This is a genomic window from Xanthomonas euvesicatoria pv. euvesicatoria (assembly GCF_020880415.1).
In the GTDB taxonomy this organism is placed as follows: domain Bacteria; phylum Pseudomonadota; class Gammaproteobacteria; order Xanthomonadales; family Xanthomonadaceae; genus Xanthomonas; species Xanthomonas euvesicatoria.
In genome coordinates this window covers 1-24,053 of the sequence record NZ_JAJIUJ010000044.1, presented here as the reverse complement: position 1 = coordinate 24,053, position 24,053 = coordinate 1, and the positions used below count along the sequence as shown (strand labels likewise).

Here is a 24,053-nt window from a genome sequence, read left to right as displayed (position 1 = left end):
TCAGCGTTCGCAGCCCGGCCCACCGAAATAGAAACCACCATTCTGCATTTCCGGCGACAAGCCGGTGCGGGTGACGCCGGCATCCAAGGCATACGGATAGCTGTAACCGGCCATCGCCAGCGTGTAGCAGGACGGATGCTCCACGCTCAGCGATGACAGGCGCTGCACGGGATGGGTGACCATCGCCGCATCGCGGTAGAAGTGGTTGGCCTGGAATGCGGCCTGGCGATAGCCGGCCGCTGCGAACTGACCGCTCCCCATGCGTGTGCTGGCTACACCGCTGTTGGTCGAGACCTCGCCGCCTGCGCTCACGTACGCAACGCGTCCATCGGCGAGATCGCCCGAATACAGTGATGCTTTGTAGTAACCGATCCATTCGTCGTCCAGGCGCAGCCACCAGTTGCCGTCGGTATTCTTCTGGAATTCGACACCCAGCAGGGTCTGCTTGCCGCCTGCAATGCTGAATCCTGCGGCCGGCTGAGCGCCCAGGACATGTCGCGTGCTGGTCTGCACGAAATCGCTGCAATCCAGATTATGACAACCTGTAGTGACGTAACCGTCCTGGGTGGAATAAATGAAAACGATCGGCTTGTTGCCCCAGCCTGCGTCTGGCTGGATCTCCCAGCCCACTTCAAGTGTTTGCACTTGCTCGCTTGCGCTTTCACCAACGATCCATATCTGACTGATGGTTTGTTTCTCGTTGGTGGAGCGTAACGTGGGTGCCCAAAGATTGATGTCGGCTCCCGCGCCTGTGACCGATGTGCCGGCGGTATCCAGAAAGACGATGGAGTAGTAATGCGTTACCGGCGCCGCTTCCTGCACCGCCGGCACAGCGTCAGCCTGCCTGGGAGCGATCGCGCGCGGGGTTGTGCCGCGTAGAAAGCTACGCAGATTCGCATGCTTGCTCATCTCGGCCAAGCCGATGCGTTCGAACGGCACGCTGCCGGTGTCGCAACGTTGACCCGGGTTGACCGGCGCCACCGTCCCCTTGTTACTTGAGAGGGAGGGGGGTGCCGCCGGCGTGCTGCCATCGCGCAAGGCAGGTTGCTGCGCACTTGGAATGCAATCGAACACCTTGCCGTCCTGTTGCACGCTGCGCAGCACGGTCAGACCGTTGTAACGATTGAACAGATAACGCTGCATTTCGGCGAAGGCGGTGGGATCGCTGACCTTGGCCGCAGCCCCACGTGTTGCGTAACTGAGCTGCGCCTGCGCATCCAGAAACGCCTTGAAGTCGCGCGTGACCTGCGGGAATGCCCGCGATGCAGCCAGCGACGTGCCAAGCGCGTCGCGTTGGGTAGTTGCGACGCTTACGGTGGCCGGTGTGCGAAGCAAGGGTGGCATCAGTGTATCGATGCTGCGGTCGCTGGTCGTCGAGATCGATGGCGATAGCAGGGTGGCAGCACCGGCTGTGGGAGCCAGTGCAAAAACGCAAAGCGCAGCAATCGCGTGGCTGATCGATATCGGCCGATGAGAACGGAAGGTCATGTGTTGTCCCTTGGCGCCGGAATGAAACTGCCTGCACGCGGCGTACCATGCAGGACAGCAGCTTCAGTCCGCAGGTGCATTCCGAGGTCCGTTCGGGGCGCATGCCTGCGTTGAAGGCGTGCGCAGTCTAGCTGTGCAAAAAACAACTGGATGGGCAACAATGCATTGCGTGACATCAGGCACGAAGCAAGCGCAATGCGCTAAGCGGATGCCATGTCAATGGTCATGCACACCTTTGCGTACGGCGTTTGCTATTGCGCAAAGGTGTGCCAGTTCACTCCACTATCAGCATGGCTGCTCTTACTTTTTTTGCAGCCTCACTGCAGCGCCGCCGCCGGCAGCAAGCGCAAGCTGCAATGTGTCGTTACGTGTGAGCCTGCGTGTGTCGATGCGTACGTCGCTCGGGGTCTCTCCATCGGTATAGATGGTGGCGGTCCAACTGCCTTCGCCCAGGAACGAGAGCGGCAGGGTCAGCGTGCGCGCCTGCTCGTTGGTCATCGCACCCACATACCAGTCCTTGCCGCTACGCCGCGCCAGTGCGATGTGCTCGCCGATGGCGCCATCCAATGCGCGCGTCTGGTCCCAGCTTGCAGGCACATCGCGCAGGAACTGCGCGGCGGGCACGTTTTCGTATTGCTCGGGACTGTCGGCAACCACCGCAAACGGACTCTCGTAGACCACATACATCGCCAATTGCTGCGCGCGTGTGGTCATCACCTGCGGCCCGAAGTGCTGTGGCTTGAACTCGGCCGGGCGGACATTGCGGAAGCCGCCAGGAGTGTAATCCATCGGCCCAAGCAACATGCGCGTAAACGGCAAGGTGAGGTTGTGGGTCGCGGTGATGCGTGCGCTCCACTTGTTGTACTCGGCGCCGAGCACGCCCTCTTGGGTGAGATAGTTCGGATAGGTGCGGGTCAGCCCGGTCGGGTGATACGCACCGTGCAGATCCACCAGCAACCTGTGCTCTGCAGCCTTGCTTAGCAGACGATGATAGAAGTCCACCATCTGCTGGTCGTCGCGGTCCATGAAATCGACCTTGATGCCCTTGATGCCCAGCTGCTGGTACCAGGTGAGCGCTTGGTCCATGTGCGCATCGAGCGCGCGCCAGTGCGCCCACAGCCACAGCCCCACATGGCGCTTGCGTGCGTAGTTCACCAGACCAGGCAGATCGAGTTGCTCGACCGGGCGGAGAATATCCGCATCGGCGTTGTACTGGCCATCGCCGGTACTGCCGTAGTACCAGCCGTCGTCGATCAGCATGTATTGCAGCTTCAAATCCTGCGCATGATCGATATAGCGCTGGATGGTGGCGGTATTCATGCCCGGGTTCGCCACCCCGCTGGCCAGGCTGCCCGACCACCAATCCCACGCCGATTTGCCCGCGCGCACCCAACTCGCATCGAAGGCGGGCGGCGGGTTCAGCGCAGAAATCAAATTGGATTCGATCAGGCTCGCGGGGTTGTTGGCCAGCATGATCACACGCCATGGCGTGGCGAAATCGCGTCCCTTCGCATCGATGCTGACCGCCACCGTGGGGTCGTCCAAGCGCGGCGACAGTTTTGCCGACACGCCCAGGCCGCCATCGGAACGACCGGTGAGATACAAGCCGGCGTAATCGCGCAGATTCGCTTCGCCGATCGCAAGCGTGGTGCCGTTGGCATCGGTCTGGCACACCAGCGGTAACTCGAGCAGATGATGCGCGCGCAATCTGGATGCGGCGATTGCATCGTATTCGCCCTCGTGGCTGGTTCCGAAGCGGCCCAGATTCAAGTTCCAGCAGCGGTAATCGTGCGGGAATGCAAAGCTGGTGAGTTCGTCGCGAATGCGCACCTGGTCCGCATCCGGCAAGACGTAACGCAGCGCAACGCCGTCGTCATACGCACGCAGTTCGATGTTGAGCCTGCGGCGTTGCGTATCGGCCAGTTGCACGCGCAGTTCTCGATAGTGGTCGCGTGCTTGGCGCGTCTTTCCCACCGTCAAGGTGAAGCGGCTGTCGTGCAGTTCGGTCGTGCTGCCTTCTAGCGTCATGTCACGGCCGAGCTTGTTGCCTCGGCCCAGATCCAGCCCGAGCGGTGCATCGTCGAGCACCAACGTGTTGCGATACAGCACGCGATAGCTGGGCACGCCGCCGTCGCGCAGCGTGAATTCCACTTGCGTGCGTGCATCAGGCGACTGTACGCGCAAGCTCTGTGCTGCAGCGGGTGCAGCGATCAAACACAACAATGCACATGCCGCGGGGACTGCGGACTGGATCAGGTTTCGCATGATTCCCTCCTCCTGGGATTGCCAACCCTAACGCAGAAAGGTTGTTGTCGATATCCAGCTGGGGTAACGTTACCTCGCACCATGGCCGCTGAAACAGGGGCGGCAGCCACGGGCGGCATCACGGAGGTCATGACGCAGAACGTCTGCACGACGGGTTGCCGATTGCATCGAAGCGGTGTGCACCGTTGTGTGGCAGTAGAGCTTGGGAGAGGCCTCTAATGCTGATGGTTCGCAAGGCGTTCCGCCGCGGAGCGCTGTGGGTGTTGTGTGCTTGCATGGGTTGGACTGCAGTGGAGGCAGCGCCTGCCGACGATCCGCCCGGTCCGTATGACGTGCGCGTGCTTGCCGGCGGCGTTGCGCTGACCAAGAAGCTCGCCGCCCAGACGCCGTGGTTGTCTGCCGATGCGGACTGGAGCGTGGTTGGATGGGTGCGCCCATCACGGTCGATTACAGGTCCTGCATTGATTGCAGGCGTCGGCGATCCGCAAGGCGCAGGCCGGTACTTCGCGATCGATGGCGGCACACTCGGCTTTGCGCAGGGCGCCGACAATGTGCTGCGCAGTACGCAGACCTTGCGTGCAGGCAGCTGGACGCAAGTGGCCGCAGTTGCCCAGGGAGAACGCCTGACCCTGTACGCCAACGGCCGCAAGGTCGCCAGCGGTCGTGTGCAACAGACGGCCATCGCGCCGACGCTCGTATTCGGTCCACGCCAGCAACCTGCGGCGTATACGCAACATTTCGGCGGCGATATCGCGGGCTTTACCGCACAGGCGGGCGCGCTGGATGCACAGGCCATTGCACGGCTTGCCGCAAACGCGCCGGATCCGGCACTGCAGCGCTTCGAAGACGCATCGCCAGGCTGGCGTTTGCAGGTCAAGCAGATGGCCGGCCAGCTTGCGCCGCAGCCGGCCGCGACGTTGCCGCGCAGCAGCGCAGCGTTCTCGGCGCCGGTTGCACAGCCAGTACCGGATGCGCCTGCGCTGCAATCGCTGGATGCCACATCCTGGCGCGTGGATGCATGGCAACTGGCCGCAGCACCGGAGCTTGGTGCAGCGACCGGCGCCACGCTGTCGCGTCGTGATGACACCACCGGCAATGCGTCATGGCATGTGGCGACCGTGCCCGGTACCGTGCTCACCACGCTGGTCGACCGTGGCGTGTATCCGGATCCGGACATCGGCCTGAACAATATGGCCATTCCCGAAGCGTTGAGCCGTCAGGACTGGTGGTATCGCAGCAGTTTCGATCTGCCTGCCGCCGCGCAAGGCAAGCGTCTGGAACTGCTGTTCAACGGCATCAACTATGCCGGCGAAATCTGGGTCAACGGCGTGCAGGTCGGGCGCACGCGCGGCGCATTCGCACGCGGTCGTTTCGATGTCAGCAGGCAGCTCAAGCCAGGTCGCAACGTCATTGCGGTACGGGTGTCGCCGCCACCGCATCCGGGCATTGCGCACGAACAATCGATGCGCGCAGGCGTCGGCGAAAACGGCGGCATGCAGGCCCTGGATGGGCCGACCTTTATCGCCAGCGAGGGTTGGGACTGGATTCCCGCGGTACGCGACCGTAATGCCGGTCTGTGGCAGGACGTGCAGTTGCACGCCAGCGGCCCGCTCGCACTTGGCGACATCCAGGTGCTGACCGCGCGCTTGGCGCCGGATCATCAACGCGCCGAACTGGAAATCAATGTGCCGCTGCGCAACGACACGCCTGCCGCAGTGCAGGGCAATGTGCAGCTGGCCTTCGGCGATGTGACCATCCAGCGCCAGGTCACGGTGCCGGCCGGCGGCAGTACGCTGAAGTTCACTGCGGCCGACACGCCGCAGTTGCGCCTCGTCAACCCGCGGCTGTGGTGGCCCAACGGCTACGGCGAGCCTGCGCTGTACACGCTGCAAGTGGGCGTCGATGTGGAAGGCGCGCGCTCGGATGCGCAGCAGCTGCGCTTCGGTATTCGCGAAGTGACCTACGAGCTGTCGTTATTCGACGACGAGGGCGCATTGCGCCGTGTGCTGGTCGATCTCAACCAGGCCCGCCAGCGTGGCGAACGCATCGTCGATGTACGCCATGCGGCGATCCGGCCGGTACCCGGCGGCAACGCGCAGTCGCTGTATCCCGGTGCGCTGGGCTCGCCGGCAGTTCAGCAGCTGGACGATTCCACGCTGGCCCCGCATCTGGTCATCCGCATCAACGGTGTGCGCATTGCGGTGAAGGGCGGTAACTGGGGCATGGACGATTGGCGCAAGCGCGTGTCGCGTGAGCGGCTGGAGCCGTACTTTCGCCTGCAGCGCGATGCGCACTTCAATGTGGTGCGCAACTGGGTGGGGCAGAACACCGAAGCAAGCTTCTTCGAGCTGGCCGACGAATACGGCATGTTGGTGCTCAACGATTTCTGGCAGTCCACGCAGAACTACAACATGGAACCGGCCGACGCGGCGCTGTTCCTGGACAACGCGGCCGAGGTGATCAAGCGCTTCCGCAATCATCCGTCCATCGTGTTGTGGTTCGGGCGCAACGAAGGCGTGCCGGCCCCCATCCTCAACGAAGGCCTGGACAAGCTGGTCGCCGAACTCGACGGCACGCGCTGGTACACAGGAAGCTCCAACGAGATCAATTTACAAGGCAGTGGGCCGTACAACTATCGCGAGCCGGTGGCCTACTTCAACAAGCTGGCGCAGGGCTTCTCGGTGGAAGTGGGCACGCCATCGTTCTCCACGCTGGAGTCGTTCAAGGCCTCGGTGCCGGCGGTTGGCGACCAATGGCCAATCAGCGACGCCTGGGCGTACCACGATTGGCACCAGTCCGGTAATGGCGATACCAACAGTTTCATGCGCACGCTGACCGACAAGCTGGGCGCGCCGACCAGCCTAGAGGATTTCGAGCGCAAGGCGCAGCTGCTCAATTACGAAACCCATCGCGCCATCTTCGAAGGCTTCAACGCGCAACTGTGGAGCAAGAACAGCGGCCGCCTGCTGTGGATGAGCCATCCGGCTTGGCCGAGCAACATGTGGCAGGTGTATAGCCACGATTACGACACCCACGCCGCGTATTACGGCGTGCGCACTGCAGCCGAGACGCTGCATGTGCAGATGAATCTGCCGGGGTACGAAGTGGTCGTGGTCAACAACGCTGCCACGCCGGAGCGTGGATTGCGTGTGCGTGCACAGGTGTACGCACACGACGGCAAGCTGCTGCAACAGCGCGAACAGCCGCTGGACGCCGCGGCAGTGGCAGTGTCGGCACCCGTGCTGCAGTTGGCGCCGTTGCTGAAGGACACCAACGGGCTGGGCTTTGTGCGGCTGCAGTTGCTCGGCCGCGACGCGGTGGTGCGTTCGCGCAACTTCTACTGGGTGGCGCGCGATGCGGTGGCGATGCGTGGGCTGGATGCGCTCGCAAAGGTGCCGTTGCAGCTCACCACGCAATTGCAGCAGGGCAACGAGGCCGTGCTGTGCGCCACTGTCCGCAACCGGTCGCAGCAGGTGGCCCTCAACACCAAGTTGACCCTGGTGGATGCGCAAGGCCAACGCATCCTGCCGGCCTATTACAGTGACAACTATCTGAGCCTGGTACCAGGCGAAGAGCGCGTGGTGGAAATTCGCGGGCCGTCCGCTGCCACCTTGCGCAACGCCACGCTGCAACTGCGTGGCTGGAATGCGGAACCATCGACAGGTGTCGCCAACGGGGTTCCGTAGCGACGTCTGCGTGTTGCCGCGCCGTGCCATGCACGGTGCCTCGCACTGACGCCCCGTCTGGTACGTCAGCCAATACCGCATTGCCGTGCCGGCAATGCCAGTCGAAACGGTCGTGGATTTGTCATCCCTGGGAGGGGACCATGAACAAGCTGCATTCGAACACCCGCCATACCCCGTTGGCCGCCGCGCTCGCGGCTGCGCTCACCCTGCTTGCCGGCGGCGCAAGCGCGCAAGACACCGCCACCGCTCCAGGCGTCACCGAACTGGACAAGGTGATGGTCAAGGGCGTGCGCGGCGCGCAGGCCGAAGCCATCGAGAACAAGCGCAGCGCGGCGCAGATCATCGATTCGATCTCTGCCGAAGATATCGGCAAATTGCCCGACGTCACCATCACCGATTCGTTGCAGCGCGTGCCTGGCGTGCAGATCCGGCGCTCGGCCGGCGAAGGTTCGCAGCTCAATATCCGCGGCATGCCGCAGGTGCAGACCACCATGAACGGCGAGTTGTACCTGAGTGCAGGCGGCGGCGATCAATATGGCCAGCCGAACATCGGCCGCGCGCAGCCGGATTTCGTGGACATTCCTCCCACGCTGTTCAGTGGCGTGGATGTGATCAAATCGCCCACTGCGCCGATCTGGATGGCGGCATCAGCGGCACCGTCTCGTTGAAGACGCGGCGCCCATTCGATCTGCCGGAAGGCTGGACCTTCAGCGGCCAGGCCGAAGGCTCGTACGGCGATCGGGTGCAGAAGGCCAACGCGTTGTATTCGGGGTTGGCCAGTTTTCGCACCGCGCGTTGGGGCGCGTTGCTGGCGGTGTCGTATTCGGATGCCACGCTGGAAAACAAGCACCCCAGCGTGTATTCCAACGGCGCACAGAAATCCACCGAACAGAATGTCGGCTTCGACTTCAACGGCGATGGACGTATCGGCAGCAATACCGATCCGGGCAATCTGCCGCGCGACTACTTCTACAACTGGGTGGCGACCGAGCTGGATAACCGCAGCACCGATCGCCAGCGCACCGGCATCAATGGCTCGTTCCAGTTCAACATCAACGATTCGTGGACCGTATTGGCGGACGCGGCCTACACCAAGCTCGAAGACCACGACACCTCGGTTGCCGCGCAGCTGCACACCGGTTGGGCGACCAATCAGTTGCAGCCGGGATCTGTGGTCGATCCCAACGGCGTGTTGGAGTACGGCAATTTTCGTTACAACCGCTTTCAGGCGCATTCGATGGCCGGGGTGGCGGATTCGGATGCGCTCAATACCAATCTGGAATTGCGTTACGACGACGGCGGCCCATTCCGTGCCTCGTTCCGCTGGGTGCATGGCGATGCGCAGCGCACCTACGACGAAGCGCGTGCCGATGCAGCAGTGACGCGCGGCGACCAGATCCCACGTGCCGGCGGCGTGACCCAGTGGGCCAACGTCAATGGCCTGCCCACCGTGGATGCATCGGTGGATTTCCATGGCACCTACCCGGCGGTCAACCTCGCGACCGATGTGTCCAATCCAGACAATTGGCAGCTGATGTCCACCTGGGCGCAGGGCAACAAGATCGACGCCAAGATGGACGCGTTCCGCGCCGATGGCACCTTCGAGTTCGACGAGGGCGTGGTACGCGGCTTCCAGTTCGGCATTCGCTACGGTGAGCGCGATTTCAAGCTCGATACCTATCGGTATCTGTCGCCGGTGTCGTCCAGCTGTGCCGACCCGAACCGTTCGCTGTACTACTACAAGGATCCGCTGATCGTCGATACCTGCAGCGGCGTGTCCGAAGCGCGCTTGCTGCCGTTCAATTCGATTCCCGGCTACTGGGCGTATTTCAACGACTTCGATCCGCTCAAGGTCACCGGCCTGGGCAGTCAGGGCCTACCGGCGATCAACCCGCAGGCGATGAAAGACCCGGTTGCTTATCTCAACAGCCTGTATCCGGGCAACGTGGCGTATCAGCAGGCAGCCGATTCCTACCAGGTCACCGAAAAAACCAGCTCGGCCTATTTCATGGCCAACCTGGAAGGCGGTACCGGCACGCGCGTGCCGTGGACGGCCAACATCGGTGCGCGCATCGTGCAGACCAAGCTGGCGATCGACCAGTACCTGAGCAGCGGCAACGTCTATATCGGCAATGTCGAATGGAACGGCGTCAGTCCCGCGATCGGCACCAACCGTCTCAATCGCCAGTACACCGATGTGCTGCCCAGCGCGAACTTGTCGCTGGACGTCACCGACGCGCAGAAGCTGCGTTTCGCCTACAACAAGGCGGTTGCGCGTCAGGACCTGCCCGATCTGGGCCGTGGTCTGGTGAGCTTCTATGCGGTCAACGGCACGCCGCCGCGCAATCCGTCGCTGCCATCGGATGCGGTGCTGTTCCTCAATGGCCGTTCGGGTAATCCGGATCTGGATCCGTATCGCGCCACCAACTACAACGCCTCGTGGGAATGGTATTTCGCCGATGCCTCGTTGATCAGCGTGGGTGCGTTTCTGATCGATGTGAAGTCGTTCCCCACCACCGTCACCAATATCGAAGCCTTGCCCGATGCCGATGGCGTCGTGCGCGCGGGCGGCCCGGTCGAGCGCATCGTCAATGGCGGCGGAGGCAAGATCAAGGGCTTTGAAATCGGCTACCAGCAGGCCTTCGATTTCCTGCCGGGCTGGCTGAGCGGCTTCGGCACCAACATCAACTACACCTTCTCCGATGCCGATACCGACAACACCGATATCGACGGCAACACGCTGCCGATCGGTGACAACTCCAAACACCAGGCCAACGCGGTGCTGTGGTATCAGAAGGACAAGCTGCAGGCGCGCGTGGCCTACAACTGGCGCAGCAAGCGCTTCAGTCAGGTCAACAGTTCCGCATGGGGCGACGAGCTGGCGATCTGGAACGACGACGTCGGCTACCTGGACGCGTCGCTGAGCTACGACGTCAACGATCACCTGACCCTGTACGCCCAGGCCACCAACCTGACTGGCGAAAGCGAACGCCGTTACGCGCAGTGGACCAATCACTACTTCGACCAGAATATCTTCGAGCGTCGCTACTACGCGGGTCTGCGCTTGCGCTTCTGATGCCATGCACTGATGCAAGACACTGATGTACCGCACGGTGCGTCCCCGCGCCGTGCCGCACATGCGGTTGTCCTCCTTCCTCTCCAAGCGGTCGTTGCGCGTTCTTCCCGTCGCCGTTTGATACGGCGCTGCAGTACGTTCGGCGGTGACGTCGAATACCCTCCCATTCGGCTACATCGTCGGGAAGCGATGTGGCCGTTTTTTTTGCGTGATTGGGCGGGCGTCTGCGCAATCACGCCGGCAGTTGAATGCTGCAACTGTCAGTCTGATTGCTGTTGAAACGGCAGCGGTCGGCCGCGACGGCGCAGCGTGCGCATAGATTGAGGTGATGCGTCTATGCCGAACCGGGATGGTGATGGCGCGCTGTGGCGCTATGTCTTCGGCGGCCCTGCCGTCGAGCCACGCTTGACCAGCGTGTACTTCATCACCTGATGCACGCCGGGTGCGGTGTCGCCCTTGCGGCGTTGACGAACCGCGTCGGCCAGCAGTGACACAGCAGCACGACCCATCGCAGTGACCGGTTGGTGCACGGTGGTGAGTTCGGGCCAGATGGTGGTGGCCACCGGCGTATCGTCGAAGCCGGCGATGGAGACATCTTCGGGCACGCGCAAGCCCAGTCCGTGCGCGACCGCCACCGCTGCGGCCGCCATGTCGTCGTTGCTGCAGAAGATCGCCGTGGGTGGTGGCCGCTGCGCCAACAGGCTGCGTGCGGCCAGAAGACCGGAGTGATAGGTGAACAGGCCCTCGGCGATCAAGCCATCTGCGACCGACACGCCGGCAGCGTGCAGGCTGTCGAGATAGCCGTTGGCGCGCAGTGCGCTCGGGGTGTGTTTGGGGTCGCCCTTGATCAACGCAATGCGACGATGCCCGAGCTCGATCAGGTGGTCGACGATGGCGCGTGCGGCCTGGTAGTCGTCGATCCGCACCGAGCTGATTTGCGCCATCGGTACGCCGCTGGCCACCGCCACGACCGGAATGCCGCGCGCATCGAGTTCGGCGATGGTCTGGCGCGAGTCGCATAACGGCGGTGGCAGGATCACCCCATCGACGCCGGCAGCGAGCAGGCGCTCGGTGGCCACACGCTGGCTGCGGATGGCGCCGCACTTTTCCACCATGACCTGGCTGCCGGTGAGGCTGCTCTGCTCAAGCAGGCCGAGCATGAATTGATTGAGGTATGCGGCGCTCGGGTTGCTGTACAGCAACCCGATACGCAGCAGCCCGCTGGTCCGCAACGAGCGGCCGGCGAGGTTGGGCCGATAGCCCAATGCCTGTACCGAGGCCTCCACGCGCGCGCGCATCGCTTCGCCCACATGCGGGTGACGGTTGATCACACGCGAAGCGGTCATCGGCGAGACGCCGGCGTGTTTGGCGACATCCAACAACGTCGCCGCATTGTTCGCGCTGCGTTGGCGCTTGGCCACCATTGTGTGTGCTCATCCTGGAGTAAGAGCGAATGCGCGCGCTACCGGTTCGACGTGTGAAGCGACCACGAAAAACAACCGACCCATCACCTGACGCAGTACCAGCGGCAGCTGCCGGTCATCGCCGAATCCACCGCCTACGCACCGCTGCCGAGCAAGTGATGTGCCTCTACCCGGTACGACCCGCGGCCAGTGGCAGCCGCTTCATCGCAACTGCGCACTTGCCAGACGAACGCGCCGTTCTGCGCAAGCAGCAGCGCCAGGCATCGTGCGATTCCTGCATGCGCCTGGCGCTTGAAAACCGGCAATCACGGCCGAATCGAGCGTTCGGCGCATGCCCCGCATCATCCTGGCCACTCACTCGCTCGGCGGTTGCACGCTCTTCGCGCGGCTGCCGAAATCGCCATCGGCTTCTGCGGCGAGATACGCGAACACGGTGTAGGCGGCCACGTTCTGCGCGAGCGCCTTGGGGTCGATCTTGTCCAGCGTGTCGTCGGCGGTGTGGTGCAGGTCGAAGTAGTCGGTGCCATCCTGCGCCAGCCACCCCCAAGCGCCACCCTTGGCGGAAATCGGCCCGACATCCGGTCCGGGGCCACCCTTGCCCGGTTCATACGCGATGCCCAATGGTGCCAGCACCTCGGCAATCTGCTTGGTCGCTGCACGCGAGTCTTCCGGTGCGGCCGCACCGGTGTTGAACGCGTAGATGCGCCCGGCGCCGAAGTCGCTTTCCGCGCCGATTTGGTGCAGTGCCATGTCCTTGGCATCGGTGCCGTGCGCGGCGGCATACGCCTTGCCGCCATACAGCCCTTGCTCTTCGTTGGCGAAGGCCACCACACGGATGCTGCGCTTGGGTGGCTGCTTGAGTTGCCCGATCAGGTGGCCTGCCGCCATGGTGATCGCCACGCCGGCGCCGTCGTCGATGGCGCCGGTGCCCAGATCCCACGAATCTAGATGCCCGCCGATCACCACCACTTCCTTGGGCTTGCTGCGCCCAGTGATCTCGCCGATCACGTTGTATGAGGTCGCCGTGCCGTCCCAGCCGCAATCCAGCGTCAGGCGCAGGCGCGTGCTGCCCAGCGCGGTGAGCCGCGCGAGCTGGTTGGCATCGGGCACCGACAGCGCTGCAGCCGGCACCGGGGTCAGGCCCTCATCGAAACGGGTGATGCCGGTATGCGGCACGCGGTGCGAATCGGTACCGGCCGAGCGCATGACAAATCCCACTGCACCCTTGCGTATCGCTTCGGACGGCCCCTTGCTGCGCACGGCGCCGCCATTGCCGTAATCCTTGCCGTCGCGCGCCTTGACCATCTGGTAATCGACGAAGGCAATCTTGCCGGCCAGCGAGCCGGCTGGCGCGGCCTGCAACGCAGCCAACGTTGCGAAACGCACCACCTCGCCCTCGACGGTGCCGCCCGGGCTGCCGCCCAATGCGGTGATGGTCAACGGCTGCGCATGCGCCCCGATCACGACAGCGTGTTCGCTGCGACGCTCCCATTTCGGAAAGGTCACCGGCTCGGTCCATACCTTGTCGAAACCCAGTGAAGCGAATTTCGCCTTGGCCCAGGCCACCGCACGTGGGTCTGCTTCGCCACCTGCAATGCGCGGGCCCACCTCGGTGGTCAACGATTGGACCACCGAAAAGCCGGTGTTGTCGGCCAGCGCCTGCTCGCGTAGCTGCGCTGCGGTACGCAATGCGCTGTCGGGGATGCTGGTCTGCGCGGCGAGTGCGGAGGAGCAGGCGAGTAGGGCAGAGATGGCAACAGCGAGACGACGCATGCAGGGCGGCTCCAACGACAAGGGGACCCCGAGCTTATCAGCGCCAGGTCCCTCGTCTGCGTGCGAAAGGTCATCCTTCTGCGCGAAGTTGCGCCACAGGATGCGCCAGTTGGTTGTGCCCGCTTACAGCGCGCCCGGCGGCTTGAGCGTGTCGTTCTTGAGCGCGTCGCGAATCTCGCGCAGCAGCAGTACTTCTTCGCTCGGGCCCTTCGGCGCGTCCGGCTTGCGATGGGTCACGCGGTTGATCAACTTGACCACCAGAAAGATCGCGAAAGCGATGATCAGGAACTGCACGACGGTGTTGATGAAATCGCCGTAGCCAATAGCAACGGCCGGGATTTCCTTGCCGGTGGCATCGACGCCGGCCGGCTTGAGTACCCACGCCAGGCGCGAAAAATCCACATTGCCGATGGCCCAACCGATCGGCGGCATGATGATTTTCTCCACCAGCGCGGTGACGATCTTGCCGAACGCCGCACCGATGACCACACCGACCGCCAGGTCGATGACATTGCCGCGCATTGCGAATTGCTTGAATTCGCTGACCATTCCCATAGTGCACTCCAACTGCGGTCGCGGACCAACTGCCGCAGCCCGATCGTAGCCGGCTCGATGTCAGCCCGCGATGATGCCGTGGCGCTCGGCGACGTTCTCCAGGCGCGCACTGAACTGGTCGCCCGGCAGCAACGGGCCGACGCCGGCCGGCGTGCCCATGAAGATCAGGTCGCCTGCGCGCAGTGCGTAGAGTTTGGAAAGCTCATGCAGGATCTCCGGCACGTTCCAGATCATTTGATCCAGCAACGACTGCTGACGCACCTGGCCGTTGACCTCCAGCGACAGATTCAGCGCCTCCAGCGCGCCGACTTCGCCGGCATGCACCAGCTCGCTGATCGGTGCGGAGTGATCGAAGCCCTTCGCGATATCCCACGGCAAGCCCTTGGCCTTGGCCGCGGCCTGCAGGTCGCGACGGGTCAGATCCAGGCCCACGCCGTAGCCGTAGATCAGGCGCTCGGCCTGTTCCACCGGCAACTCGCCGGCCGGCGCATCGCTGCCCAGCGCCACCACCAGTTCCACTTCATGGTGCAGTTCCTTGGTGCCGGGCGGGTAGGGAATGTGGTCGCCGTGGCCGACCACGATGGCATCGGCAGGCTTCATGAAAAAGGTCGGCTGGCCACGCTCGGCCTTGGATGCTGGTGCGGTGGCGCCCATCTCGCGCGCATGGTCGGCAAAGTTGCGCCCCACGCAGTAGATGCGATGCACCGGAAAACTGCCACCACCCACCACAGGAATGCGCGGAACATCGGCGGCGGGAATCACATCGTGGGTCATGCGCGCATCCTCAACATACGGGCAGGTGAGTCTAGCGGTTCGCCTGTGTACGGCGGAACCATGACGCTTGCATCCAGTGCATGACATGGCCGATCTGGCAGCGCTGCGAGGCCTCTGAAGCGTCGACGCGTGAGTGGCAATGGGTACAACCAGACGATTGCGAACCCACTACAGAGCTGGCAGTGCGGCGCTGGCGTCCGATGCGAGCGCGGTGTGCATTGATGCGGCAGTGAGAAGACGTGCGCGCAGGGCGGTGAACTGGTGCTCGAGGCAGCACCCAATGCGCCTGTGGCCCATCAGCGCAGCGCAGCACCCGGCGACATGGCACTGCTCAACGCGCGGCAAGCCATCGCACGCCAGGTGTGGCGTGCTGGAATCAAATCATCATCGATGCAGGCATCGGCCAAACCCCGCACCTGCTGCGCAGGCCGAGACCGCGGCGCAGCGATGCAGTCAGCCAGGTGTCAGTGCGACAACGGCAACGCGGGCTTGCGCACCACGTGGTACTCGGCGTCGACCACGCGTGCCTGCTGCGGCGTGCGGCGGTTCGACTTGCTCAACAGCTTCCAGGCGATGCCGCCCAGGATCATCGCTGCGCCAACGAACACGCTGAAGAAGATCAGCACCGCAAGGATCACCAGACCGGCCAGGCCGGCGGCAACGCGCACCAATGGGTGACGCGGCTTGCGCGGCGCAAACAGGTGATGGAAGTTGCCGAATTGGAAGAGGCGTGCGGGCATGGCGGTGGGCTGCCGGGCAGGAAACGAGCGCGCAGTATCGTTGCGGTTTCATGTCATTGAGTGAAAAGTTCGTTAATTGACACTGCAATTTGCGAAGACGATCACGTGCGGCAGGCGTTGATGACGTCTTATACGGCCAGTTGTGGCCGGTTGGCTGGGCAATGGCGTTGTCCCGCAGTCGCCGTCTGAGGCTCCCCGTATTGGCCAGGCGCGCATGCCACAATCCAGGCCCATCGCCATCGTTGCCCGGTCCCCTGCATGTCGTTGCCATCGCCCACCACGCTTGCCACGTTGACGCAGATTCCCGATGCCGGGTTTCTGGAAGTGGAAGCACTGCTGGACAGCGGTGCCGAATCGCTGGTGCTGTATCGCGAAGGCACCCAGGTCCGTGCGTGGTTGAATATCTGCCCGCATGCCGGCCGCCGGCTGGACTGGGCGCCGGGGCAGTTCCTGAAGACCAAGGAAGGCCAGTTGGTCTGCGCCGCGCACGGTGCGGCCTTCGAACTCAGCGGTGGCGAATGCGTCAGCGGCCCATGCCGCGGCCAATCGCTGTTTGCGGTGCCGGTGCGGGTCGAAGATGAGCAGGTGCTGCTGGGGTAAGCGCCAGCAACGATTGCCGATGACGCTTTGTCGGCCGCTCGAAAAAAGCGCAACGCCGGATCAGCGCGCCGCCCACCAGAACATCAGGTTGATCACCGATACCATCACCACGATGTAGATCAGCGACAGCGGTGCGCCCACGCGCCACAACTCGCGCGGTTGATAGTTGGCCGGGCCGGCCACCATCGAGATCACCGGGTTGGACGCGGTCATCAGGTTGTTGGACGCCGACAACGCCACGATCAGCGCGAACGCGGTGGGGTTGCCGTTGGCGGCCAGCGCCAGATTGACTGCAATGGGCACCATCACGATGGTCGCGCCCACGTGGCTGATCACCAAGGAAAAAGCTGTGGTCAACAGTGCCAGGCTGATTTCCAGCGCCCACACCGGCACGCCTTCGGGCAGGCGGTCGATGGTGTGGCCGGCAACCCAGGCCGCGGTGCCGCTGCTGTCCATGGCCCAGCCCAGCGGAATTAGCCCGGCCATCATGAAGATGGTCTTCCAGTTGATCGAGGCGTAGGCCTCGTCCATGCGCAGCACGCCGCTGACCAGCATGCATGCCACGCCGGTCATCAGGGTCAGCGCCACCGGCAGGCGCGAGGTCAGTGCGATCAGGATGGTGAAGGCGAAGATCGCCATCGCGATCTTGAACTTGTGCGGGCGCTGCTCGCCTTTGGGGAAGTCGGTCACCGGAACGAAATCGCGGCTTTCCGCCGCCTGCGCCAGGTCCTGCCAGATGCTGTGGAAGACCAGCATGTCGCCGGCGCGCAGCGGCACGTTGCGCACGTCTTCGCGGATGACCTGCTTGTCGCGGTTGATTGCCAACAGGCTGATGCCCGCCTGCTTGCGCAAGCGCAATTCGCCGGCGCTCTTGCCGATCAACCGCGAGTTCGGCGGAATCAACGCTTCGGAAATGCCGGCCAGGCTGGGATTGAACAAATCGCCCAGGTTGCGCAGGCGCGAGGACATGCGCAGGAACTGGTTTTGCGCAAAGTCGGCCACTTCCTGGCGCGGGCCCATCGCGCCGAGCACGCTGCCGACCCAGATGCGCATATCGGCCGGTGGCGCCAGGCGGGTGTCGTTACCGGTCTTGAGCGCAAGCAGCAACGGTGCATCGTGCAAGGCTTCGGCTTCGCCCAGGGTCATGCCCACCAGCGGGCTTTCGGCGGTGACGGTCAGCTCGAACACATCGCCGTCGATGCCGTAGGTCTTGGCGAAATAGCTTTCGGTGCGCGAGGGCGTCACGCCTTCGTTGATCAGGCGTTCTTCTTCGATCAGCTTGCGGTCGCCGTAGAAGCGAAAGTACAGCAGTGCGGCGATCAGCAGCGCCACGCCGATCGGCAGCGGCGCGAACATCGTCAACGGCTCGATGCTGGCCATGCCCGAGGGCAGGTTGTTGTTGGCCGAGACCAGCAGGTCGTTGAGCAGGATCAGCGGCGAATTGCCCACCATGGTGAGCGCGCCGCCCATCACGATGGCCGCGGCGATCGGCAGCAGCATGCGCTGCAAGGTGAGCCCGGTGCGTGCGGCCAGGCGCGAGGCGACCGGCAGGTACAACGCCATCACCGAGGGGTTTTGCATGAACGAGGAGTTCAAGCCGGAGATGGCCAGCGTCATCATCATCAGGCGCTGCTCGTTGCCGTGCGAACGCCGCAACAACCAGGTGGCCAACCGGTTCAACGCACCGGTGCGCTCCAGCCCCGCGCCCAGAATGGTGGTGGCGATGATGCTCATCACCGCATTACCGGAGAAACCGCCGAACAATTCTTCCGGCGCCACCAGTCCGGTGACGCCCAAGACCACCAGCACGATCAATGCCACCACGTCGGCGCGAATGCGCTCGAACAGGAACATCGCCATCGTGAAACCGACCAGCCCGAGGACGAGCTTCATATCGTTGGTCAGCGTCAGCGCGGTGTCCATTGGGGGCCGGAAATGGGGAGTCGGGAATGGGGAATTGGCAGAGCGAAAATTGCGGGCGCTGTGGGTTATCCGGGCGACGCGGGCAGTTGCCCTTGCGATTCCCGATTCCCGAATCCCGGTCATAAAGCAAATCCCACACACCGTGCCCAAGCTTCTGGCCGCGCGTTTCGAAGTGGGTTTGCGGGCGCCAGGCCGGGCGTTCGACGTGGCCGCGCGGGCCGGCGCGATTGACCAGGCCCGGGGTGGCGTCGAGCACGTCCCACATCTGTTCGGCGTAATCGGCCCAGTCGGTGGCCGCATGCAGGCGGCCGCCCTCGCGCAGCTTGCGCACCAGCAACTGCGCGAATGCCGGCTGGATCAGGCGGCGCTTGTTGTGCCGCTTCTTGTGCCATGGATCGGGGAAATAGATACGCACTTCGTCCAGCGCGCCGTCGGCGATTTCGTGTTCCAGCACTTCCACCGCGTCGTGGTGATACAGGCGCACATGGGTGCTGCCGTCTTCGTCCAGCGCGTTGAGCAGGCGGCCCACGCCAGGAGCATGCACCTCGATGCCGATGTAATCGCGGCTTGGGTCCTGCTGCGCGGCAAAGCGCAACGCGGCGCCATTACCGAAGCCGATCTCCAGCACCTTGTGCGCATCGCGTCCGAAGGTGGCAGCCAGATCGCGCGGCGCACCGGTGTAGTCCAGCCCGAACCGCGGCCACAGGTCGTCGAAGGCGCGCTGCTGCGCGGGGGTGAAACGGCCCTGGCGCAGCACGAAGCTGCGCACCTGCCGGCGGCCCTCTTCGACGGTGAAGGGCTTGGGCGGCATCTTGGCGCCGTCGCTGGTGAAAGGATCAGTCATGAATTAAGTCATCGGCAAAACGAAAGCCCCTCTCCCACCGGAGCGAGGAGGCACAATTTGCGCGCCATGGGCGCGCGTGCCTGGAAGCACCCGCGACGCAGGAACGGGCCGGGGCGCGGAGCGGAGCGGAGGTTGGGGTGAGGGTACGGCGTGAGGGGCGGCGCTCGCAGCAACCCGCGATCTGGCCGCGGCCAGATCCGGCACTCCGCACTGCCAATCATTGCGCTTCGGCCGCAATGTCAACGCAGACCGCCCACTCATCCAATCACACCATCCACCGGGCTCGACGCCGATGCATAGCGCTTGCGCGGAATCCGCCCGGCCAGGAACGCCTCGCGTCCGGCCTCGATCGCCTTGCGCATCGCGCTGGCCATCAGGATCGGGTCGCGCGCACCGGCAATGGCGGTGTTCATCAGTACGCCATCGCAGCCCAGCTCCATGGCAATTGCCGCATCCGAGGCGGTGCCCACCCCAGCGTCGACAATGATCGGCACCTTGGCGTTGTCGATGATTTCCAGCAGGTTGTACTTGTTCTGGATGCCCAGTCCCGAGCCGATCGGCGCGGCCAGCGGCATCACCGCCACGCAGCCGATCTCTTCCAGGCGCTTGGCCAGGATCGGGTCGTCGGAGGTGTAGACCATCACCTCGAAACCATCGGCGACCAGTTGTTCGGCAGCCTTGAGCGTCTGCACCACATCCGGGTACAGCGTCTTCTCGTCGCCAAGCACTTCGAGCTTGGTGAGGTTGTGGCCGTCCAGCAGTTCGCGCGCCAACCGGCAGGTGCGTACCGCCTCTTCGGCGGTGTAGCAGCCGGCGGTGTTGGGCAGCAGCGTGTAGCGCTCCGGCGGCAGCACATCCAGCAGGCTGGGTGCGTTGGGGTCCTGGCCGATGTTCACCCGGCGAATGGCGACGGTGACGATTTCGGCTGCGGCGGCTTCGGTGGCCAGGCGGGTTTCGTCCAGGTCCTTGAACTTGCCGGTGCCGGTGAGCAGGCGCGAACGGTAGTGTTTGCCGGCGATGACCAGCGCATCAGAGGGGGCGGGATTCGTCATGCGCCAATTATCACCGATCGGACGCGGATGCGCCGGCTTGCGCGGCGCATCAGCCGCCGCCCAGCGCGTGCACGATTTCCACCACATCGCCCTCGCGTAATGCGTGATCTGCATGCCGTCCGCGCGGCACGATTTCGCCATTGACCTCTACCGCGACGCGGCGTTGTGCTAGGCCTTCCTGCTCCAGCAGGGTGGCCAGCGGCAAATTGTCCGGAAGCGTGCGCGGGGTGCCGTTGAGTTGGATGTTCATGTCATCATTGTTGCATCGCGTGCCGCTCCGGCGCGCGTTTTTGCGTTATGCGGCAATGCAGCGTGAGCGCGGGCGGCCAGGGTGAAACCATGTGCCATTCGCCAGCGTACGTATGCACGCCGGTCCGGTTCCCACTCACTTCAAGCAGGCATTCCGATGGCTTCCACACTTCGCCCGATCCGCTCCCTGATGGCTATGGCCATCGCTATTGCGGCCGCCCCGGCCATGGCCGAGTCGGCCTTCGACCAGACCGTGTTCTTCGGCGACAGCCTCACCGACAGCGGGTATTACAACCCGCTGCTGCCGGCCGCTTCGCGCGCGGTCACCGGCAAGTTCACCACCAACCCGGGTTGGGTGTGGGCCGAATATGTCGGCGACCATTTCGGCACCAATGCCGCGCCCAACGGGAACGGCCAGACCGGCGACAACTACGCTGCCGGCGGTGCGCGCATCCAGGCCAGCTCGGTCAGCGCACTCGGCGCTGCGCCGTCGGTGACCAGCCAGATCAACACCTATCTCACCGCCAACGGCGGCCGTGCCAACCCCAATGCGCTGTACACCGTATGGGGCGGCGCCAACGACCTGCTCGCCGCGTCCCTCGCTCCGGCCCAGGCCCAGGCCATCATCGGCAGCGCAGTCACCGCCCAGGTCGGTGCCGTGGCCACCTTGCAGAATGCCGGCGCGCGTTACGTGATGGTGCCGACCATTCCGGACGTCGGCCTCACCCCGCGCTTCCGCGCCGGCGGCGCTGTGGGAATGGCGCAGGGCACCGCTGCGGCCACGGCTTATAACACCGCCTTGTTCAATGGCCTGCAGTCCGCTGGCCTGCGCGTGATTCCGGTCGACACCTTCCACATGCTGCAGGAAATCGTCGCCAACCCGGGCACCTATGGTTTCAGCAATGTCACCAGCACCGCCTGCAACCCGGCCGTGCCGCTGCCGGCCTGTAATCCGACCAGCCTGGTCGCCGCCAATGCGCAGAACACCTATGTGTTCGCCGATGGCATCCACCCGACCACGGCGGTGCACCAGATCCTGGGCGAATACGCCATCTCGTTGCTGGAAGCGCCGCGTCTGCAGCAGGTGCTGACGCATTCGGCGCAGGCCGGCGGCCGCGCGCGCGCCGATCAGGTGGCCTGGCATCTGGACGGCAAGCCGGACGCCGACGGCATGCGTTGGTGGGGCAGCGTGCGCGGCGACATGTAGCGTTACGACCACGCGGACCTGTACGACGGCATGGCGCCGGCCGGCCTGTTCGGTGTGGATTGGACTGCAGGCGACCTGGTGTTCGGTGGTTTTGCCGGTTTCGGCCGCATGGACGCCGACTTCGGTAACCGCAACAGCAGCTTCAAGCAGGACGACACCACCCTGGGCGGCTTCTTCGGCTGGTACACCGGCCCGGTGTGGGTCAATGCGCAGGTCAGCTACAGCTGGCTGAGCTACGACGTGGACCGCGAAGTCCAGCTTGGGCCAGCCACCCGCGTGCACAGCGGCTCCCCCGACGGCAGCAACCTCACCGCCGCCCTCAACGCCGGGTATTCGCTGGGCGAAGGCAACCTCAAGTACGGCCCGGTGGCCGGCCTGACCTGGCAGAAGATCAAGCTCGACGGCTATACCGAAAGCAACGACAGCGCCACCGCGCTGGGCTACGCCAATCAGGACATCGATTCGCTGGTGGGCCGCGTTGGCTTCCAGGTGCATCTGGACGGCGCCATGGTCAAGCCGTACCTGCAGGCAACCTACGACCACGAGTTCAAGGACGGCGGCGAAGCCAGCGCCTGGCTGCAGTCGATGCCGGAAGTGGGCATGTACACCGTTCCTGGCCAGAACTTCGATCGCAACTACGCCACTGTCGTCCTGGGTGCCCGCACCGGGCTGTGGGGCTTGCAGAGCAACATCGGCCTGAGCACCACCACCGCCCAGCGCAGTGCCCGCGACGCGACCTTGTTCGTGAACTTCAGCGGCAACTTCTGAGGCGCGGCTAGCCACAGATAGTTCACACGCAACATCTGAGGGCCGGGCAACCGGCCCTCGTTCTATCTGCGCACATTGCGCCGGACACCTGCGCCCGCATAAACTCTGTCAGCGCCAGGCGGGCGTAGCTCAATGGTAGAGCTGTAGCTTCCCAAGCTACTGACGTGGGTTCGATTCCCATCGCCCGCTCCAGTCTTGCGAAGTTCAGCGCTAAGCTCTTGATTTTGCTGACTATTCCGTCTGGCTGAAGACCGCCTCGAACGACCCCCCAAGGTATCGTTTGAGGTATCGTTTTGCCAAAACCCCTCTTGCTGCATCGGCCTTCAGGCCTCTATGTGCGCTTCTTGGTTCCTGTTGATTTGCGGGGGCAAGTCGGCTCGCGTTTTGTTGTTCGTCCTCTCCATCTTCGCCCCGGCGATACTGCGCGTCTGGTGTCTGCCTACATGGGGATGGCACTATCGAACGCGTTCCAAGCATTGAGGCAGGGGAAGCCGGTGGATCTGGACGAAGTGCTGCGCCGCATTCGAGAACAAGGACTGCGCGAACTCACATTGACCGATGTGACGCTGCCTAATGGCACGCGGCTGGGCAAGGCCCAGATCGATACCCCTGAAGACGCAGCGTTGTTTGCTGAGTTGTTGCGTGAGCCTGTCGCTGAGGTTGCCCCGTCCGCCAAGCCAAGCGGCTGGCGCACTGGCAAGAAGGCGTCTGGCCCACTGTTGTCCAAAGCGATTGCGGATCACCTGGGGGACTTGGGTCGCGCCAAGCTCCACAGCAAGACAGTGCTTGAAAGCCGCCACTCATTGCGTTTGTTTGCGGGTGCCGTGGGGCAAGACCTCGCGGTGTCTGAGTTGACGGCAGACCACGTGCGCGCCTTTTTCGATGTTGTGCGATGGTGGCCGTCGAATGCGACCAAGCGCGCGCCGTATAAGGGCCTTGCCGTCATGGACGTTGTGGCGCTTGCCCAAGCTAATCAAGTTCCCGAGCCTGCCGCTTGGACGGTTGCCAAGCATCGGCAGCGCTTGTCGGTGTTCTTGGTGTCGCTGGTGTCGGCAGGGCTCTTGGCGAGCAATCCGTTGGCCGGTATCCGTGCGATTGCCACGCCTGACGCAGACGACACGGGTGAGCCCTTCACCGATGACCAGTTGAAGGCCATCTTCGATCCAATGGCCTTCCCGGCGTGGGCCAAGAAGTATCCGCATCGGTGGTTTGGTCCGATGCTTGGGCTTTACTCGGGAGCGCGCGTGAACGAGATCGCACAGCTTAGGGTGGAGGACATCGACACGATCGATGGGGTGCCAGGGTTCTTCGTGCGACAAGGTGGGAAGGGGCAGAGCGTCAAGAACAAGAACAGCCGCCGCTTTGTGCCGTTGGCCAAGCCCGTGATCGATGCCGGTTTTCTGGTCTACATCGATGAAGTGCGCCAAGCGAGGCACGCGCAGATCTTTCCGCATTTGCCCAATAGCACCGGACTGGGCTTTGGTCGACAGTTGAGCCGACAGTTTTCGGTCTACATTAAACGTCAAGGGATCACGGCGAAGGGGCAAGGCTTCCATGGCTTTCGCCACACCATTGCATCGCGTCTGGATGAGGCCGGCGTATCAGCATCAGCCATTGCGGCAATCACCG

Annotated in this window: 13 protein-coding genes, 1 tRNA gene and 3 pseudogenes; 6 read left to right on the top strand and 11 right to left on the bottom strand. The window is 63.8% G+C overall.

The features are described from left to right. Positions 1–1,488: a neprosin family prolyl endopeptidase gene (locus LN450_RS07870; RefSeq protein WP_011348396.1), complete on the bottom strand. Its 1,488-nt coding sequence runs from the start codon at positions 1,486–1,488 to the stop codon at positions 1–3. A 300-nt stretch (positions 1,489–1,788) separates the two neighbouring features. Then, positions 1,789–3,753, bottom strand: a complete 1,965-nt coding sequence (locus LN450_RS07865) for a glycoside hydrolase family 97 protein (protein WP_011348395.1) — start codon at positions 3,751–3,753, stop codon at positions 1,789–1,791. Between the two features lie 218 nt (positions 3,754–3,971). Between LN450_RS07865 and LN450_RS07860 the strand changes: the two genes are divergently transcribed. Then, positions 3,972–7,439: a glycoside hydrolase family 2 gene (locus tag LN450_RS07860; RefSeq protein WP_011348394.1), complete on the top strand. Its 3,468-nt coding sequence runs from the start codon at positions 3,972–3,974 to the stop codon at positions 7,437–7,439. Between the two features lie 140 nt (positions 7,440–7,579). Further along, positions 7,580–10,515, top strand: a pseudogene (locus LN450_RS07855) (TonB-dependent receptor). A gap of 371 nt (positions 10,516–10,886) precedes the next feature. Here the strand turns inward: LN450_RS07855 and LN450_RS07850 are convergent. The 5 genes from LN450_RS07850 to LN450_RS07830 all read right to left on the bottom strand — a co-directional run bounded on the left by LN450_RS07850 (position 10,887) and on the right by LN450_RS07830 (position 15,781). Further along, complete coding sequence (locus LN450_RS07850; RefSeq protein WP_011348391.1) at positions 10,887–11,939, bottom strand: LacI family DNA-binding transcriptional regulator; 1,053 nt, start codon at positions 11,937–11,939, stop codon at positions 10,887–10,889. A gap of 354 nt (positions 11,940–12,293) precedes the next feature. Further along, entirely contained in the window at positions 12,294–13,712 is a 1,419-nt protein-coding gene (locus LN450_RS07845) for a M28 family peptidase (RefSeq protein ID WP_011348389.1), read from the bottom strand. A gap of 123 nt (positions 13,713–13,835) precedes the next feature. Next, complete coding sequence (gene mscL, locus LN450_RS07840; protein WP_003487203.1) at positions 13,836–14,267, bottom strand: large-conductance mechanosensitive channel protein MscL; 432 nt, start codon at positions 14,265–14,267, stop codon at positions 13,836–13,838. 60 nt (positions 14,268–14,327) lie between these two features. After that, complete coding sequence (locus LN450_RS07835) at positions 14,328–15,041, bottom strand: fumarylacetoacetate hydrolase family protein (protein ID WP_008576826.1); 714 nt, start codon at positions 15,039–15,041, stop codon at positions 14,328–14,330. A gap of 464 nt (positions 15,042–15,505) precedes the next feature. Then, positions 15,506–15,781: a hypothetical protein gene (locus tag LN450_RS07830; protein WP_008576828.1), complete on the bottom strand. Its 276-nt coding sequence runs from the start codon at positions 15,779–15,781 to the stop codon at positions 15,506–15,508. Between the two features lie 258 nt (positions 15,782–16,039). On the opposite strand from LN450_RS07830, the gene LN450_RS07825 reads away from it, so the two are divergent. After that, on the top strand, positions 16,040–16,381 hold the full coding sequence (locus LN450_RS07825; RefSeq protein ID WP_011348387.1) for a Rieske (2Fe-2S) protein: 342 nt from the start codon (positions 16,040–16,042) through the stop codon (positions 16,379–16,381). Between the two features lie 60 nt (positions 16,382–16,441). On the opposite strand, the gene LN450_RS07820 is transcribed toward LN450_RS07825, so the two are convergent. The 4 genes and pseudogenes from LN450_RS07820 to thiS all read right to left on the bottom strand — a co-directional run bounded on the left by LN450_RS07820 (position 16,442) and on the right by thiS (position 20,450). Beyond that, a complete protein-coding gene (locus LN450_RS07820; protein WP_041855082.1) occupies positions 16,442–18,304 on the bottom strand; it encodes an SLC13 family permease in 1,863 nt (620 codons plus the stop codon). Between the two features lie 97 nt (positions 18,305–18,401). Beyond that, positions 18,402–19,148: pseudogene (trmB, locus tag LN450_RS07815) on the bottom strand (tRNA (guanosine(46)-N7)-methyltransferase TrmB); the annotation flags it as partial. 257 nt (positions 19,149–19,405) lie between these two features. After that, positions 19,406–20,200, bottom strand: a complete 795-nt coding sequence (locus LN450_RS07810; protein WP_011348384.1) for a thiazole synthase — start codon at positions 20,198–20,200, stop codon at positions 19,406–19,408. 49 nt (positions 20,201–20,249) lie between these two features. After that, positions 20,250–20,450 carry a sulfur carrier protein ThiS gene (gene thiS, locus LN450_RS07805; RefSeq protein WP_008576838.1) on the bottom strand — a complete coding sequence of 67 codons (201 nt, stop codon included), beginning with the start codon at positions 20,448–20,450 and terminating at the stop codon, positions 20,250–20,252. Between the two features lie 189 nt (positions 20,451–20,639). On the opposite strand from thiS, the pseudogene LN450_RS07800 reads away from it, so the two are divergent. The 3 genes and pseudogenes from LN450_RS07800 to LN450_RS07790 form a co-directional block, all read left to right on the top strand. After that, a pseudogene (locus LN450_RS07800) lies at positions 20,640–22,424 on the top strand (autotransporter outer membrane beta-barrel domain-containing protein). Between the two features lie 118 nt (positions 22,425–22,542). Then, positions 22,543–22,616 (top strand) — tRNA-Gly (locus tag LN450_RS07795). Positions 22,617–22,867: 251 nt separating this feature from the next. Continuing rightward, the coding region (locus LN450_RS07790; protein WP_324250738.1) for a site-specific integrase at positions 22,868–24,053 on the top strand (1,186 nt) is incomplete at its 3' end.

What these genes read in the sequence shown, in the direction of transcription:
- LN450_RS07865 (WP_011348395.1), bottom strand. Translation starts at nt 3,753, where the DNA reads ATGCGAAACCTGATCCAGTCCGCAGTCCCCGCGGCATGTGCATTGTTG.
- mscL (WP_003487203.1), bottom strand. Translation starts at nt 14,267, where the DNA reads ATGGGAATGGTCAGCGAATTCAAGCAATTCGCAATGCGCGGCAATGTC.
- LN450_RS07835 (WP_008576826.1), bottom strand. Translation starts at nt 15,041, where the DNA reads ATGACCCACGATGTGATTCCCGCCGCCGATGTTCCGCGCATTCCTGTG.
- LN450_RS07870 (WP_011348396.1), bottom strand. Translation starts at nt 1,488, where the DNA reads ATGACCTTCCGTTCTCATCGGCCGATATCGATCAGCCACGCGATTGCT.
- LN450_RS07860 (WP_011348394.1), top strand. Translation starts at nt 3,972, where the DNA reads ATGCTGATGGTTCGCAAGGCGTTCCGCCGCGGAGCGCTGTGGGTGTTG.
- LN450_RS07810 (WP_011348384.1), bottom strand. Translation starts at nt 20,200, where the DNA reads ATGACGAATCCCGCCCCCTCTGATGCGCTGGTCATCGCCGGCAAACAC.
- LN450_RS07820 (WP_041855082.1), bottom strand. Translation starts at nt 18,304, where the DNA reads ATGGACACCGCGCTGACGCTGACCAACGATATGAAGCTCGTCCTCGGG.
- LN450_RS07845 (WP_011348389.1), bottom strand. Translation starts at nt 13,712, where the DNA reads ATGCGTCGTCTCGCTGTTGCCATCTCTGCCCTACTCGCCTGCTCCTCC.
- LN450_RS07825 (WP_011348387.1), top strand. Translation starts at nt 16,040, where the DNA reads ATGTCGTTGCCATCGCCCACCACGCTTGCCACGTTGACGCAGATTCCC.
- LN450_RS07850 (WP_011348391.1), bottom strand. Translation starts at nt 11,939, where the DNA reads ATGGTGGCCAAGCGCCAACGCAGCGCGAACAATGCGGCGACGTTGTTG.
- thiS (WP_008576838.1), bottom strand. Translation starts at nt 20,450, where the DNA reads ATGAACATCCAACTCAACGGCACCCCGCGCACGCTTCCGGACAATTTG.
- LN450_RS07830 (WP_008576828.1), bottom strand. Translation starts at nt 15,781, where the DNA reads ATGCCCGCACGCCTCTTCCAATTCGGCAACTTCCATCACCTGTTTGCG.